The following is a 15,223-nucleotide window of genomic DNA, read 5'->3' as shown; positions in this document are numbered from 1 at the left end:
GCCCGGGATGGCCCCATTCTGGCGAAAACGCGCCACAAAATCACGCGGTCAACGCACACGCTGACACCACCGCCGCTGAGCGCCTGCGTGGCGGGTTCGAGGTGCATACGGGCGCGGTTGGGATGGGTGCATTCAGCGCGACGCCTGTCAGCCGCCAGCACGCGCCAGCAGCAGGGCCTTTTCCTGCGCGTTGCGCGTGAGGCCCGCTGCACGCTCGAATTCCACACGCGCCTCGGCCACGCGGCCCAGCTTGGCCAGCAGGTCGCCGCGCACGCTGGGCAGCCAGTGGTACTGGGCCAGCACAGGGTCGGCCGCGATGTCGTCCACCAGGCGCAGCGCCGCCGCCGGGCCTTCGGCCATGCCCACGGCCACGGCGCGGTTCAGCGCCACGACGGGCGAGGGCGCCACCTGCACCAGCGCGTCGTACAGCGCCACGATGTGGGCCCAGTCGGTGTCCTCGGCGCGCCGGGCGCGCGCATGGCACGCGGCGATGGCGCCCTGTAGGGCGTAGGGCCCCCAGGCAAGGCCTGCGCGCGCCAGCTGTTCGGCCTTGTCCAGGGCGGCCAGGCCCCGGCGCACCAGCAACTGGTCCCACCGCGCGCGGTCCTGGTCCATCAGCAGCACGGGTTTGCCTTCGCCATCGGTGCGTGCGGGCAGGCGCGAGGCCTGGATCTCCAGCAGCGCCACCAGGCCCTGCACCTCGGGCTCGCCCGGCACCAGGCTGGCCAGCACGCGCACCAGGCGCTGGGCCTCACCGCACAGCGCGGGGCGCATCCAGTCGTCGCCCGCCGTGGCGGCATAGCCTTCGTTGAAGACCAGGTAGATGACTTCCAGCACCGAGGCCAGGCGCGGCGCGCGCTCGGCCTCGCCGGGTACCTCGAAGGGCACGTGGGCGGCCGACAGGCTGCGCTTGGCCCGCACGATGCGCTGCGCGACCGTGGGCTCGGGCACCAGAAACGCCCGTGCGATCTCGGCCGTGGTCAGGCCCCCCAGCAGCCGCAGCGTGAGCGCCACGCGCGCCTCGGTGGGCAGCACCGGGTGGCAGGCGGTGAAGATGAGGCGCAGCAGGTCGTCGCCGATATCGTCCTGCTGCGCGGCGACCAGCGTGTCCACCACGTCGGGTGCGTACTGGGCTTCGAGCGCCTCCAGGTCCTTGCCCAGCGCCTCGTGCTCGCGCGCGTGCAGGGCCTGCTGGCGCAGGTGGTCGATGGCGCGGCGCTTGGCCGTGGTCATGAGCCATGCCGCCGGGTTGGCGGGCAGGCCGGTGGCGGGCCAGTGCTCCAGCGCGGCCACCAGCGCATCCTGCGCCAGCTCCTCGGCCCGGCCCACGTCGCGCGTCATGCGCGCCACGCTGGCGATGATGCGGGCGGCCTCGATGCGCCAGACGGCATCGATGGTGCGGTGCAGGGCATCGGCGCTGGCATCGGCATCGGGACTGCGGGGGTCGTGCATCGGTGGCCTCGGTGAACGCTCAGCCCAGCGCCTTGCTGGCATCCACCATGTGCACGAACTCCCAGCTGTGGCCATCGAGGTCGTCAAAACTGCGCGAGTACATGAAGCCCAGGTCCTGCCCCGGGCGGGGCGAGGTGCCGCCGGCCGCCACAGCCTTGGCCACCAGGGCGTCGACCTCTTCGCGGCTATCGCACGAGAAGCACAGCAGCACTTCCGACGTGGTGCGCGCATCGGCGATCGCCTTGCTGGTGAAGGTCTGGTAGAAGTCCTTAACCAGCAGCATCACAAAAAGGTTCTCGCCCACCACCAGGCAGGCACCCTGTTCGTTGGTGAAGTCGGGGTTGAACTCGTAGCCCAGTGCGCGAAAGAACGCCTGCGAGCGGGCCATGTTCTCGATGGGCAGGTTCACGAAGATTTGTTGGTGCATGAGAGGCTCCTGAAGGGGTGTGAAGGTAAAGGGAAACGAAAGCTTTGGCAAAGGGGTGGCGGGTTTCACGCTGCGGGTTGGCCCAGCGCCACGGCCTGCAGGTTGTCCAGGCCGTCCTCGAAGTCCTGCCCCACCATGCGGTCCATGTTGAAGACCAGGTGCGCGATCTTGGCGAGGTAGGGCACGGGGCCCTGCATGGCCCAGGTGACTCGGGTGGCGCCCGCGCCTTCGGGCTGCAGCGTGAACTCGACCTGGTTGTGGGCTTCGAAGGGCTTGACGAAGTCGAGCTTCATGCCCACGCGGCGGGGCGCCGATGCCTCCACGATCTCCATGCTGCCGGTGCCCACCTTGTCGCCCCGCCAGGCGTAGCGCGCGCCGGGGCCGGCGGTGGTGGCGCTGTACTCACCCTGGATGGCGGGGTCCTTGCGTTCGTATGGATTCCAGGTGTTGAACTGGCGCAGGTCCTGGATGAGTGCGTAGACACGCTCGGGCGGCGCCGTGATCACGCGGCTGCGTTCCACGCGGAAGGTGTCGGGGCGGGTGGTGGCGTAGGCCAGCAGCAGCGCCAGGGCGGCGAGCAGCACGAGGGCGATGGTCTTGATCATGGTGATGGCTCCGGGGCAGGCGGGGCGTATCAGCCGCGGGCTTCGAGTTCGCGAAAGTGCTCCACGCCCTGCACGGCGGCGAAGTCCTCCATCTCGTACAGGGGGCGCACCTCGATCTCGGCCGCCAGGCCCTCGCCGCGGGGGTTGGGGAAGCGGCGCGTCCATTCCAGCGCCTCGTCGCGGTTGCGCACCTGGATCAGCGTGTACCCGGCGATGAGCTCCTTGGTCTCGGTGAACGGGCCGTCGGTGACGGTCCGTGCACCGGCGGCACCGTAGTGCACGCGCCAGCCCTGCGCGCTGGGCTTGAGGCCGCAGCCGTCCAGCAGCACGCCGGCCTGCGCCAGCTCCTCGTGGTAGCGGGCCATGGTGGCCATCAGGGGTTCGGTGGGCATGTCGCCGCGCTCGGACTCGGCGGTGGCTTTCACGATGATCATGAATCGCATGGGGTTCTCCTGGCGAGGGTTCGGGGTGCGGGCCGCAGCAAATGGCCGGCCTTCATCTGCACGACGAACGAACCTGCGCCAGATCGACACGCTGTCGGCAGATTGCGGGTTTCTACGTAGAAAAAAACTCGGCATGCCCCTGCGCAAGGGGCTGCTGTGGCGTAACTGCCAAGCCGTGCAAATGGTTACCGGCCGCAGCCGTATGCATCGTTAGGATGCCCCGCGAGGGACCCCCACCAACAATGACCAGCGACAGCAACAACAACGACACCGAACCGACACCCCCGTGGCTGGCCAGCATTCCGCTGGAACCCAGCCACCAGACCCTGGCAGTGCTCATCGTCCACCCGGGCCGGGCGGTGGTGCCGCCCGAGGGCCTGGCCGAGGTGCTGCGTTTCTGGGCCGACGGCCGCGGAGGATGGATCGGCGCGGCCCGGGCCGCCCACGGGCTGTGGGGCTACATCGACGGCGAGGGCCGCTGGCGCGTACCGCCCACCCTGCACAACGCACGCAGCTTTTCCGAAGACGGCCTGGCGCGCTTTTGCGATGGCGGGCGCTGGGGCTTCATCGACCTGACCGGCGCGGTCGTCATCCCGCCCGCCTTCGACAATGCCCAGCCGTTTCGCCACGGCCTGAGCGCGGTGCAGGTAGGGCAGGATGCCTGGCGCATCATCAACCGCACCGGCCGCACCACCTGCGACGAGGTCTTTCATGAGCTGGGCGCTTTCGGTGCCAACGGCTTGGCGCGCGCCACGCTGTGGAAGAAGTCCCGCAACGAGCGCACCCACGGCTTCGTGGACGGCACGGGCCGCTGGGTGATCGAGCCGCGCTTTCGCGACGCGCGGCCCTTCGGCGAGTCGGCCACGACCGCGGCCACGCTGGACGTAGACCTCTACGGCCTCATCGACGCCAAGGGCCACTGGGTGCTGCAGCCGCGATACCCGCGCATCGACGCCTTCAACGCCGAGGGCCTGGCCTTCTTCGACGAACCCAACGCCTGGGACAACGGCCACGGCTACCTCAATGAACGCGGCAAGGTCGTGGTCAAGGGCGGGCGCCACCTCTCGCCGCGCATGGCCTGCGGCGTGGCCGCCAACAGCTACGACGGCACGAGCTTCCTCATGGCGGACGGCATGCCGCTGCCCACCCCGCCGCTGAGCTACGGCACGGATTTTTCGACCGAGAGCTGCTATGCCGTGGCACGCACCGCCGCCGCCCGCAGCGGTGCCACCGCCCCGGCGCACTGGGGCCTGCTGCACCCCGAGGGCCGCTTCGTGCCCGCGCCCGAGCACCTGCTGGAGCCGCTGACCGATGGCGACGGCTGGATGGTGGCGCACCCGCCGGACACGCCGCTGGTACCTTTTCTCACGCGCGACGGGCAGCTGGCCTTCATCGACGGCGAAGGGGCCATCACCTGGCGCGCCCACTACGACGGGCAGCAGGTGGCGCTGCTCGATGCAGCCGGCACACCGCTGTGGCGCAGCGGCGTGCGCGAGAACTGCTGGCCCCCGGGCCCGTTCTTCAACGCGCCGCTGACCGACCACCTCGAAAACCTGGAAACGCTGGACGGCATCGTGCCCCTGGCACTGGACCTGCTGGCCGACGCGGAGGCGCGGCTGCACCGCCTGGCCGCGGGCGATGCACTCGCGCCGGACGGGCCCGTGGACGGTGAGGACGGCGATGGCGACGACGGCGATTCCGACGAAGACCAGGAGCCCGGCCAGGTACAGGCCGACCGCACGGTGGTCGTGCGCCGCGTGATGCGCGCCTACCTGAGCGAGTCGCACAACGGGCCGTACGAATTCCTGTGCACCGACCTCAACCGCGCGGTCGACGAAGCCCGCGTGGCCATGGTGCAGCAGCTGACCGAGCGCCTGGGCGCCGCCGACCCCAACCCGGAGCACGCCGCCCCGTGGCACCGCCGGGGCGAGTACACCCAGGCCTGGCCCGTGGCGCTGGCCAAGCCGCTGCCGGGCGACAGCGGCGCGCTGCACGAAGCGCGCGAACAATGGCTCACGCTGTACAAGCACTCGGATTCCGGCGACGGCGACGTGTGGTGGGAGCTGTGGCTCATGGCCGCGCCCAGCATCGATGCGCTGCAGCTGGCGCAGCGCACCCGCACGGCAGCCCCCGCCACGCCGGCCGCGCTGCCCGCTCACAGCGACCCACGGGAAGGCCCGGACAGCGATGGCCCGGCGCTACCGCAGAGCCAGCTGCCCGATGACGAGCCCGACACGCCGGTGCCCCAGACCCGCGGCGACTGGCTGCGCGCCGTGCAGGACGACCGCTACGCCATCGCCCACGTGCCGGTTGAATGGCTGGACGACGCCCTGGTGGACGCCGCGCTGACCGCGAACGTCGCGGCGCTGGAGTCCGTGCCCCCCGCCTGGCAGACGCCCGCGCGGCTCGCAGCCCTGGTGCGCCGCGGCCTGCGCGAGGCGGCCGACATCCCGCCCGAATGCATGACCGCCGAAGCGCTGGCGCTGGCGCGCAGCCTGTATGCCGGCCAGCCCGAGTGGGACTGGCGCGACGAACGCAACAGCCGCATCCCCACCGCCTGGGACCACAACAGCCTGTGCGACGTGTGGGGCTGCCTGCTCACGCCCGAGCTGGCGCTCAAGGCCGTGCGCGCCCATGCGCCGCTCAAGGACCTGGCGCACTGGCTGCGCACCGATGCAGTGGAGCAGGCCGCGCTGCAGGCCGACATCTACAACATCAGCTACATCGACCCGCACAAAATAACGCCCGCACTGGCCGAGCGCGCCGTGCGGCACGACTACGGCTGCCTGATCGAGCACATTCCCGCCGACATGCTCACGCCCGCGCTGTGCCTGGCGTCGGCGCGCGCCAACGGCCTGTCGCTGGACAAGATCCCTGCGCCGCTGCGCACCACCGAGGTGTGCGTGGCCGCGCTGCAGGACCGCTGGGACATGTTCCCCGCAGTGCCCGATGCGCTGCGCGAGGCGGTGACCACGCGGCTGATCGACGACGACCTCGCGCAGGCGCGCCAGGATGGCGAGCCGCGCGAAGGCAGCCACTGGCACGTGCAGCGCGCCTGGGCGCGGCTGTGGGCCGGCGACCACGAAGGCGCGGTGGCCGACGCCCGACTGGGCCAAGGCCGCGTGCGCCACGCAGAGCATGCGCACTACATCCTGGCCAGCGCCTTGCGCTCCCTGGGCCGCACGCAGGAGGCGGCGCTGGAAGCCTCGACCGTGCTGTCGCTGCAGTCGCCCTACAGCGCGCAGTGGGACAGCGATGAGGACACACGCTGGCTGCAGTCCCTGGCCCAAGCCCAGGCCCACGCGGCCGATGACGCCACGCTGATCGCACAGCTGGCCTCGCACCCGCGCACGCTGGCCGACGTGCCGCGCGAACGCATCACCCACGCCATGGTCGATGCCGCCCTGGCGGCCGACGAAGACACGGTGCGCTTCGTGCCCAAGCGCCTGATGACGCCCGCGCGGTACGCGGCAGCCCTGCGGCAGGGCGTGAAAGCGTTCGACCAGATTCCTGCCGACATGCTGGGCGAGGACGCCTGCATTGCGCATGTGCAGGACAGCGGCTGGCGCCTGGCCGAGGTGCCGCCCGCGCTGCGCACCGTGGCGGTCTGCGCGCATGCGCTGCGCGACAGCCACCGCGCCCTGGAGCATGTGCCCGAACCCCTGCGCAGCGACGCCCAGGAAGCCGCCACACGCCTGCCGCGCGACAGGGAGGAGGATGACGGCGAGAGCCCCCGATCCAGCGGAGCCGGCCACTGGCTGAGCCGCCGCCTCGTCGAGTCCGCCCTCAAGGGCCAGGACACCGCGGCACGCCGCCTGCAACACAAGGGCATGGTGGCCGCGTTCATGGTGCAGGCCGCCGTGACCGCCCGATCCAGCGAACCGCCCACGCTGCGCGGCCTGGCCGGCTGGTTCGAGCAGCGCGCGGTGCTGGCGCTGGTGACCAACCTGCTGATGGGCCTGGCCGCACTCGTGGGCCACGCTTTCGTGTCGGTGGCCGCCTGGCGCGCCGAAGGGCCTTGGATCGGGCTGCTCACCTTTGCGCTCATGGGCTTTGCCGACGCGTACTGGGCCTGGCGCTTCCTCTTTGCCACGCCCGCCAGCGCGGCGCTGGCAGTGACGGCCATCGTGGTCGTGGTGTATGTGTTCGGTTGGCGTCGGCTGTACCGCCGGGTGGGGCTGGCGTTGGCGGCACGTGGGAAAGGGATTGAGGGGTAGCAGCAGCACAGAGCAGGCAACTGCAACCTCTGCACACAGGGTCGCTGCAGACGTTGCCATGTCCGCCTATCTGCAAGGCATTGAAGGGGACACGCAGACCATGTGTGCCGAAATTATCGGTGCCTGGACCGCGTCGTCGCCTTCGAGTAAGAGATTGCAAACGCAATATTCGTCTGCATAAAGGATCAGATAATTATTTGATTCGCAGGCACCCAAACTCCCTCGTTTCTTGGATACACCGCATGAATTTCACGAACATCATTTACGCCAGAAACTGCTTATCCGCGATTTGTCTCGCTGTGTGCAGTTCTGTCAATGCCGCAAATGCTGCCCCGGACGAAAAACCTCCCCCACCAATTCCTGAGGCAGCTATATCACGCCCGTCACTTGCAGAAATCAGTTCTCCTGCGGTACTGAGGGCCTATTTGCGCACCAAAGATGAAGTCCGAAACAGCCGGTATGCGCAGCAAACCAACCGCTTTTGCTTTCTAAAGTTTGCGCCCCGTGCTGGCTTGCAAGGTGACAGAGGCAGCATGTTGATGATCTGGCACAACGGGGGGGAAATATTGAACAGTTTGGGCCGTGTTGCTACCGGAGACGAGGCAGCGTGGCTGGGGGAATCCGAAGCGCTTGCCAAGTCCGTCAATCTGGCCACCGATGTCGTCGAGTCCGAAGAGCAAATTGCCGGCAGCACATACCTGGTGGACCGAGCGTGGGTAAATCGCACCCTCAGTAACTGCAAAAAAGCTGGACGTACTGTGGTTGTACCCCCCTTGAAAAAGGGTAAGCACTGATCTTTGTGCCTAGCCGGCTTTGCCAAGCCAATTCCGACTCCTATTCAACTTAGTAAGCGCCACATGCCGAGTGCTCTAGTCAAATTACCCAGCAACATGGTCGCACCGAGCGTGCTCACGCTGGTGGAAGGCAATACGCTCAAACTTAAACTCGAGGGCATCCACAAGAGCAACGTTCTGCAGGCCCACGTAGATCAGCCGAATATCTTGACGGTAAAAGACGCCAAGCACAACGCACGTTCCGATAGCTGGCAGTTCGAGTTTTTAGCAAAACAGGCAGGTTTGGCGCGAGTCAACATCGTGGCCGCCAAAGGTTCGTCACTATCGGTCTCTCCCTCGGCCATCATCGTCAAGATCGAAACGGCCATGACTTTGCCCGCCATGGACACCGAAGTGGGGATGCTGGTGCGACTTCTATTGGCAGAAAGCCGCTCGTTTGGACGTGTCGACAGTAGCGGCATGGTCGCAGATATAAAAAAGGGCATGCAATGGATGCGCCGCGTTATTATCAATCGGCTGTGCAGTGACAAGCCGGAGGAATTTATGGCAAGGGGCGCTAAAGCTGTAGGCGACATCATTAGGGCCCATGATCGTGGCTCTGTCCAATTTCACGGTTTCAACAATTACCCAAATTTGGACGCAGGCATCACAAGAAACATAAATGCGTTGCTGGCTATTGCAAACAACGGCACGCATCCCAAGCAGGCAGCTTATGTAGAGTTTTTGCAGAACGCAATTGATGTCGCGAGTGAACCTTTGCCTCAAGATCCCTCACCAAACGGTCTCTTTGCCTGGAAGACAGAAAATGCTGTTTCTCCCGGGCCAGCCTTCATTCCCTATGCCGTATTGGCAGGAAACCAGTTCTATACCCACTCACGTCTGAAAAAGAAGGACTGAGCGAAGCTTTGGCAAGGGGTGGGAAAGAGGTCTTCGCGTCGAAAGTTCTTAGCTCCTGCGCTCCTTAACCGCGTCGCATGAATTTCATGAACACCGTTCACGCCAGAACCTGCTGGGCCGCAACTTGTCTTGCCGCATGCAGCTTTGCCAACGCAGCAACCGTTGCCGCCTCCACCGAGCAAGCTGCTACGGCCATTCCCGAGGCCGCCGTTTCTCGCCCATCACTTGCGGAAATCAGTTCCCCAGCCGTGCTGCGGGCCTATCTGAGCACCAAGGATGAAGTCCACAACAGCCGGTATGCGCGGCAAATCAATCGCTTTTGTTTTCTCAAGCAGGCGCCCCGTGCCAGCGTGTACGGCGATACAGGCGGCATCTTGATGATCTGGCATAACGGTGGGGAAATACTGGACAGTGGGGGCCGCGCGGTGAGGGGAGAAGCGGCAGCGTCTCTAGGGCGAGCAGAAGCGCTTGCGAAGTCGGTCCATCTGGCCACCGACGTCGTGGAGTCCGAAGCGCAAATCGCGGGCAGCACCTTTTTGGTGGACCGGGCCTGGGTCCACCGTACCCTCAGCACCTGTCAGAAAGCGGGACGTACGGTCGTTGTCGCACCGTTGAGAAAAGGCACGGGCACGCACTGACCCGTGTGCCTTGCACAGAGCTTCGATCCCGAGCCCTCAGCCCTCAGCACCGTGATAACAAGGCGCTACCTCGCGCACCTCTATGGTCGCCCACTCCGCGGCCGGGCACGCCTGCGCGATGGCCACGGCCTCGTCGCGGGTGGCGCAGTCGATCAGGAAGAAGCCGCCCACCATTTCCTTCGTTTCGGCAAACGGCCCGTCCACCAGGCGCGACTGGCCTTCGCGCACCTGCAGGCGCACGGCCTGGTCGGTGGAGGCCAGCGACTCGGTGGCGCGCAGCAGGCCGCGGGCCTTGAGGCTGTCGCCAAACTCCAGCATGCGCGCATAGGCCTGCTGCCCGCCGGCCAGCCCCCGCTCGGCGCGTTGGCCGTGGGGTTCCATGATGAGCAGCATGTAGGGCATGAATGGTCTCCAGAAGATGACGACGGGGCGTGCAGCAGACTGTGCTGGCGGGAGTGCGCCATGCTAACAGCGGCAGTTTGCTATTGTTTCAGTAGCTGCTTGCGCTCATCCAGAGCGCGGTAGCAGCCTTTTTCATTCATATTCTTGCGCACCGCAGCAAGCCTGTGCTATCTTTGGCCCCCTATGCAACGCAGCATGATCCTATCCACCCTATCGCTAAGCCTACTAGTGCTTGGCCGGGGTCTGCCTGCGTTCGCCACCGTTGCCTGACCCGCTCAGCGCAACACCTGATCTCCCCCTGACCCCGGCCCGCGAACCAGCCTTTGCACTTTGCAAAGGGCTGCAGGGGATGTCACACGTTTTGTTTTTTCCATTCATTTCGTCTGACCCGTGCACCGCGCGTTTTTGTCTTCAGCGCACCGCACACACCGTTCGTGGAGCCTCTCATGATTGCCAAGCCCGCCACCAAGTACCAGCCCATCGCCCCGGTCGCATTGACCGACCGCCAGTGGCCCACCCGCAGCATCACCCGCGCGCCTGTGTGGCTCTCCACCGACCTGCGCGACGGCAACCAGGCGCTGTTCGAGCCGATGAACGGCGAGCGCAAGATGAAGCTCTTCCATGAGCTGGTGCGCATCGGCTTCAAGGAGATCGAAGTCGGCTTTCCGGCCGCGTCGCAGACGGACTTCGACTTCGTACGCCGCCTCATCGACGAGGACCTGATTCCCGATGACGTGACCATCATGGTCATGACCCAGTCGCGCGAGGACCTGATCGCGCGCACGGTGGAGGCCGTGCAGGGCGCGCCCCGCGCCATCGTGCACCTGTACAACGCCACGGCGCCTGCCTGGCGGCGCATCGTGTTCGGCATGAACGTGACGCAGGTGATGCAGCTGATCGCACACCACGTGGGCTACCTCAAGCAGCTCACCGACGCGCAGCCCGCCACGCAGTGGACGCTGCAGTACTCGCCCGAGACCTTCAGCGCCACCGAGCTCGACGTGTCGCTCAAGGCCTGCCAGACGGCCATTGCGGCCTGGAACGCGGGCCCCGGCCGCCCCATCATCATCAACCTGCCCACCACGGTGGAGAACGCCACGCCCAACGTGTTCGCCGACCAGATCGAATGGATGGACCGGCGCCTCGCTCCCCGCGAGCACATCACGCTCTCGGTGCACCCGCACAACGACCGCGGCACCGGCGTGGCCGCGGCGGAGCTGGCGATGATGGCCGGTGCCGACCGCGTGGAAGGCTGCCTCTTTGGCAACGGCGAGCGCTGCGGCAACGTGGACATCGTGACGCTGGCGCTCAACATGTACACGCAGGGCGTGCACCCGAACCTCGATTTTTCGGACATCACCTCGGTGGCGCGCATTGCCGAGGAATGCACCTCGCTGCCCGTGCACCCACGCCACCCCTACGCGGGCGACCTGGTGTTCACCGCGTTCTCGGGCTCGCACCAGGATGCGATCAAGAAGGGCTTTGCCGCGCAGGACCCGAACGCACTGTGGGAGGTGCCGTACTTGCCCATCGACCCCGCGGACCTCGGCCGCACGTATGACAGCGTGATCCGCGTGAACAGCCAGTCGGGCAAGGGCGGCATCGCCTTCTTGCTGGAGCGCGAACACGGCGTGGTGATGCCGCGCCGCATGCAGGTGGAGTTCAGCGCCGTGGTGCAGCGCCAGACGGATGCGAGCGAGGGCGAGATGAGCGGCGAGGCACTGTGGGACCTGTTCCAGGCCACCTACCTGCGCGCCCCGGCCCGGGCGGCCATCATCTGCCACAGCCACCGGCTCGATGAAGACGGGCAGGGCATCGAGCTCGACGTGACCATCGACGGCACGCGCCAGCATTTGCGCGGCCAGGGCAACGGGCCGATCGCGGCCACGGTGGATGCGCTCGGCCTGCCGCTGCGCGTGGACCACTACGAAGAGCGCGCCACCGGCACGGGCGCCAACGCCCAGGCGCTGGCCATCGTGGAGGCTGCGATGGAAGGCGTGGCAGGCTCCACCTTTGGCGCGGGCATGAGCCACAACATCGTGACGGCGTCGGTGCTGGCCATCGTGAGCGTGGCCAACCGGCTGGCCGAGCGGCGCCAGGGCGTGGCCGCCACGGGGACGGTGACAGCGGCGTAACCTTGTGGTTGCGGCCGTTGCAAAAAGGATAGCTGCCAGCGCTGGTCCTTCCATCGCTGGTGGCCATCCGGACCAATAGCCCCAGGCCGCGGGCGGAGTCCGGGCAGGCACCGGGGTCCATCCGTTACCCTTCGGGCCATGCGCGTTGTTTCTCACAGACTGGCCCTGGCCGCCTGCACCGCCGCCCTGCTGGCCCTGGCGGGCTGCGGTACCTCGCGGCCCCCCTCGTCTTCTTCGTTCCCTTCGTCATCATCGTCGTCGGCGCCGGTGCGCACCACGCCGCCCCTGACCGCGGAGCAGGCGCACGACATCGCCATCCACGCGCTGGGCCTGGTGGGCACGCCGTACCGCTACGGCGGCAACACGCCGGACTCTGGCTTCGACTGCAGCGGGCTGATCGGCTATGTGTACCGCAACCAGGTGGGCACCCCGCCGCCCCGCACGGTGGCGCAGCTCAACAGCTGGGGCTACCCCATCGACGGCAGCGAGCTGCGCGCCGGGGACCTGGTGGTGTTCGGCACCGGCCGCCAGCCCAACCATGCGGGCATCTATGTGGGCGAAGGGCGCTTCGTGCACGCGCCGTCCACCGGCGGCACGGTGCGGCTCGACCAGCTGCAGTCGCGGCATTGGTCGCGGCAGAATGCGGCGTTCCGCAGACCGTAGCGGCTCCCCCTGAGTCGCCTTCGGCGCCTTCCCCCTGAGGGGGACGACGCCCTTGCTGCGGGGCGGCCCTTGCTTGGCGTCTCTCGCCTGGGGCGCGCCAGTCTTTACCAATGTCGCCCATGGGTAGAAAGGTGTTCGCCCGAATCTGCCAGCAGCGGCTGTCCAGCGCCGCGCGACAATCGGGGCCACCATGACCCACGCACACCGCTCCGCCACCCCGATTTCCACCCACGATACGACGCGCGTCGATGACACGCGCATCAAGGCCGTGCGGCCGCTCATCACGCCGGCTTTGCTGCAGGAATGGCTGCCCGCGCCCGATGCCGCCCAGACGCTGGTGGAGACCAGCCGCACCGCCATCTCGCGCGTGCTGCATGGGCAGGACGACCGGCTCGTGGTGGTGGTGGGGCCCTGCTCCATCCACGACCATGGCCAGGCGATGGAGTACGGGCGCCAGCTGAAGGTGCAGGCCGATGCGCTGCAGCAGGACCTGCTCATCGTGATGCGCGTGTACTTCGAGAAGCCGCGCACCACCGTGGGCTGGAAGGGCTACATCAACGACCCGCACCTGGATGGCAGCTTTGCCATCAACGAAGGGCTGGAGCTGGCACGCCAGCTGCTGCTGGATGTGCTGGCGCTGGGCCTGCCAGTGGGCACGGAGTTCCTGGACCTGCTGTCGCCGCAGTTCATCAGCGACCTGGTGAGCTGGGGCGCCATCGGCGCGCGCACGACCGAGAGCCAGAGCCACCGCCAGCTGGCCAGCGGCCTGTCGTGCCCCGTGGGCTTCAAGAACGGCACCGACGGCGGCGTGAAGGTGGCGAGCGACGCCATCCAGGCCGCTCAGGCATCGCACGCCTTCATGGGCATGACCAAGATGGGCCAGGCCGCGATCTTCGAGACGCGCGGCAACCAGGACTGCCACGTGATCCTGCGCGGCGGCAAGCAGCCCAACTACCAGAAGGCCGATGTGGATGCCGCCTGCACCATGCTTCAGGCGGCGGGCCTGCGCGAGCAGGTGATGATCGACGTGAGCCACGCCAACAGCAGCAAGCAGCACCAGCGCCAGATCACCGTGGCGGGCGAAGTGGCCCAGCAGATCGCCGCGGGCGACCAGCGCATCACCGGCCTCATGATCGAAAGCCATCTGCAGGAAGGCCGCCAGGACATCGTGCCCGGCCAGCCGCTCGCGCCCGGCGTGTCGGTGACCGATGCCTGCATCAGCATGGCGCAGACCATTCCGGTGCTCGAAGGCCTGGCGGCGGCGGTGCGGGCGCGGCGCGCACGCGGCTGACCTTCCGGCTCTGCGCTCTGCGGTGGGCCGACAGCAGCAACTACCGCGCTGCCGTGGTGTCGATGTTGCGCGCCGTGGCCAGCAGCGTGGCGCACAGGGTTTCCTGGCCATCCGCATCCACCGCGAACACGTCCGACGCGCACACCGTGAGCAGCCGCGCCGCGTCGATCACGCGCCCGCGCGCCCTGAGGCACACGCCCCGCGCCGGGGCCACGAGCTTCACGGTGGCATCCACCGTGGCATTGACCCAGCCCGGCGGCAGCACGCTGCCGGCCGCCCCCACCGCAGCGAAGTCGGCCACCGCAAACACGGCCGTGGCCTGCAGCTGGCCGGGGCGAAAGCAGAACGCGTCGCTCACCGGGATTTCCACCTCCACCGCGCCCGGCTCGACGCGCACGAAGCGCAGGCCCAGCGTGCGCGCCATGGGCATGGCCAGCACCAGCGATTGCAGCTGGGTCAATGAAGTGGAGGATGGGACTGATGAAATGGACGCCGTGGCGGGACCAGTGGCAGGTGCAGAGGGGGTCATGGTGTTTTCCTGGTGGGGCGGGGGGATCGTGAAGCCGGTGGTGGCGGCGGTGCAGGTGCGGCCGGCGCAGGGGCGGGCCGCACGCGGGGCCACGGGGCCTTGGCTTTGGGTGCCGCAGCCTGGGCACGCCGCGCCGTGGCCTGCTTTGCCCGAAACCACGCTGCGTGCTCCAGCACGCGCTGCTTTTGGGCCTGCAGCCCGGCGATCTGCTGGTCCAGCGCCAGGGCGCGCTCGCGCAGGTCTTGCACCATGGCGTCGGTGCACAGCGTGCCGGCGCGGTAGGCGGCCAGGCGCGGCGCGATCTGCGGCAGGGTGAAGCCCAGCTGGCGCGACATGGCGATGAACACGACCTCGCGCTGCAGGGCCACGGGATAGTCGCGGTAGCCGTTGGCCCGCCGGCGCGGGGTGAGCAGCCCCAGCCGCTCGTAGTGGCGCAGGGCATGGACCGAGACCGAGGTGCGCTGGGCCAGTTCAGAGATCTGCATGGCGCAAAGCCTAGCAAGCCTGGCGCTGCACGAAGGTTGCCTGTGCGACTGCTTTTGGGGCAAACCCCCATGCCCAGCGCCGCGGGCAGAGCGCGTCGCGGTGTAGCATTCACCTTTTACCGTCCTGGCCTGGGCACTGCGGCCTGCGGCGACGGTTTTCATCCCCACTGCGAAGACCCTTGACGATGCTTGAGCTCCACGGCAATGCCACCCAGGCCGCTCCAGGCGCCGGGACGGGGTGCGCG

General features: G+C 67.7%; 14 protein-coding genes. 7 read left to right on the top strand and 7 right to left on the bottom strand.

The features are described 5' to 3' along the window. Nucleotides 1-147: 147 nt before the first annotated feature. The 4 genes from ASG27_RS01830 to ASG27_RS01815 all read right to left on the bottom strand — a co-directional run bounded on the left by ASG27_RS01830 (nt 148) and on the right by ASG27_RS01815 (nt 2,927). Nucleotides 148-1,452, bottom strand: a complete 1,305-nt coding sequence (locus ASG27_RS01830) for an RNA polymerase sigma factor (RefSeq protein WP_056410739.1) — start codon at nt 1,450-1,452, stop codon at nt 148-150. A 19-nt stretch (nt 1,453-1,471) separates the two neighbouring features. Continuing rightward, nucleotides 1,472-1,879, bottom strand: coding sequence for a VOC family protein (locus ASG27_RS01825; protein ID WP_056171573.1), 408 nt, complete (start codon nt 1,877-1,879; stop codon nt 1,472-1,474). Nucleotides 1,880-1,944: 65 nt separating this feature from the next. Then, nucleotides 1,945-2,484, bottom strand: coding sequence for an SRPBCC family protein (locus ASG27_RS01820; RefSeq protein ID WP_056410736.1), 540 nt, complete (start codon nt 2,482-2,484; stop codon nt 1,945-1,947). Between the two features lie 29 nt (nt 2,485-2,513). Next, on the bottom strand, nt 2,514-2,927 hold the full coding sequence (locus tag ASG27_RS01815; protein WP_056410733.1) for a YciI family protein: 414 nt from the start codon (nt 2,925-2,927) through the stop codon (nt 2,514-2,516). A gap of 242 nt (nt 2,928-3,169) precedes the next feature. Here ASG27_RS01815 and ASG27_RS01810 point away from each other — a divergent pair, with 242 nt between their 5' ends. The 4 genes from ASG27_RS01810 (at nt 3,170) to ASG27_RS01800 (ending at nt 9,473) form a co-directional block, all read left to right on the top strand. Beyond that, nucleotides 3,170-7,144 carry a WG repeat-containing protein gene (locus ASG27_RS01810; RefSeq protein WP_056410730.1) on the top strand — a complete coding sequence of 1,325 codons (3,975 nt, stop codon included), beginning with the start codon at nt 3,170-3,172 and terminating at the stop codon, nt 7,142-7,144. A 242-nt stretch (nt 7,145-7,386) separates the two neighbouring features. Further along, on the top strand, nt 7,387-7,938 hold the full coding sequence (locus ASG27_RS26435; protein WP_156370404.1) for a hypothetical protein: 552 nt from the start codon (nt 7,387-7,389) through the stop codon (nt 7,936-7,938). Between the two features lie 96 nt (nt 7,939-8,034). Further along, nucleotides 8,035-8,835 (top strand): hypothetical protein, encoded by an 801-nt coding sequence (locus ASG27_RS25680; protein WP_235503866.1) that lies wholly within the window; start codon nt 8,035-8,037, stop codon nt 8,833-8,835. A gap of 77 nt (nt 8,836-8,912) precedes the next feature. Beyond that, nucleotides 8,913-9,473, top strand: a complete 561-nt coding sequence (locus ASG27_RS01800; protein WP_156370403.1) for a hypothetical protein — start codon at nt 8,913-8,915, stop codon at nt 9,471-9,473. Nucleotides 9,474-9,509: 36 nt separating this feature from the next. On the opposite strand, the gene ASG27_RS01795 is transcribed toward ASG27_RS01800, so the two are convergent. Then, entirely contained in the window at nt 9,510-9,875 is a 366-nt protein-coding gene (locus tag ASG27_RS01795) for a YciI family protein (RefSeq protein ID WP_056410719.1), read from the bottom strand. A 446-nt stretch (nt 9,876-10,321) separates the two neighbouring features. Here ASG27_RS01795 and leuA point away from each other — a divergent pair, with 446 nt between their 5' ends. The 3 genes from leuA (at nt 10,322) to ASG27_RS01780 (ending at nt 13,964) form a co-directional block, all read left to right on the top strand. Beyond that, nucleotides 10,322-12,010, top strand: a complete 1,689-nt coding sequence (gene leuA, locus ASG27_RS01790; RefSeq protein WP_056410716.1) for a 2-isopropylmalate synthase — start codon at nt 10,322-10,324, stop codon at nt 12,008-12,010. Nucleotides 12,011-12,148: 138 nt separating this feature from the next. Further along, nucleotides 12,149-12,673 (top strand): C40 family peptidase, encoded by a 525-nt coding sequence (locus ASG27_RS01785; RefSeq protein ID WP_056171593.1) that lies wholly within the window; start codon nt 12,149-12,151, stop codon nt 12,671-12,673. Between the two features lie 190 nt (nt 12,674-12,863). Then, nucleotides 12,864-13,964, top strand: a complete 1,101-nt coding sequence (locus ASG27_RS01780) for a 3-deoxy-7-phosphoheptulonate synthase (RefSeq protein ID WP_056171595.1) — start codon at nt 12,864-12,866, stop codon at nt 13,962-13,964. A gap of 40 nt (nt 13,965-14,004) precedes the next feature. On the opposite strand, the gene ASG27_RS01775 is transcribed toward ASG27_RS01780, so the two are convergent. Together ASG27_RS01775 and ASG27_RS01770 are read right to left on the bottom strand one after the other, a co-directional pair. Next, nucleotides 14,005-14,394 (bottom strand): PaaI family thioesterase, encoded by a 390-nt coding sequence (locus tag ASG27_RS01775; protein WP_200912377.1) that lies wholly within the window; start codon nt 14,392-14,394, stop codon nt 14,005-14,007. Nucleotides 14,395-14,489: 95 nt separating this feature from the next. Next, nucleotides 14,490-14,978, bottom strand: coding sequence for a MerR family DNA-binding transcriptional regulator (locus ASG27_RS01770; RefSeq protein WP_056410713.1), 489 nt, complete (start codon nt 14,976-14,978; stop codon nt 14,490-14,492). Between the last annotated feature and the right edge of the window lie 245 nt (nt 14,979-15,223).

This window comes from Acidovorax sp. Leaf191 (assembly GCF_001424425.1).
Taxonomy (GTDB): Bacteria; Pseudomonadota; Gammaproteobacteria; order Burkholderiales; family Burkholderiaceae_C; genus Acidovorax.
This window is presented reverse-complemented; position numbering and strand designations above follow the sequence as displayed.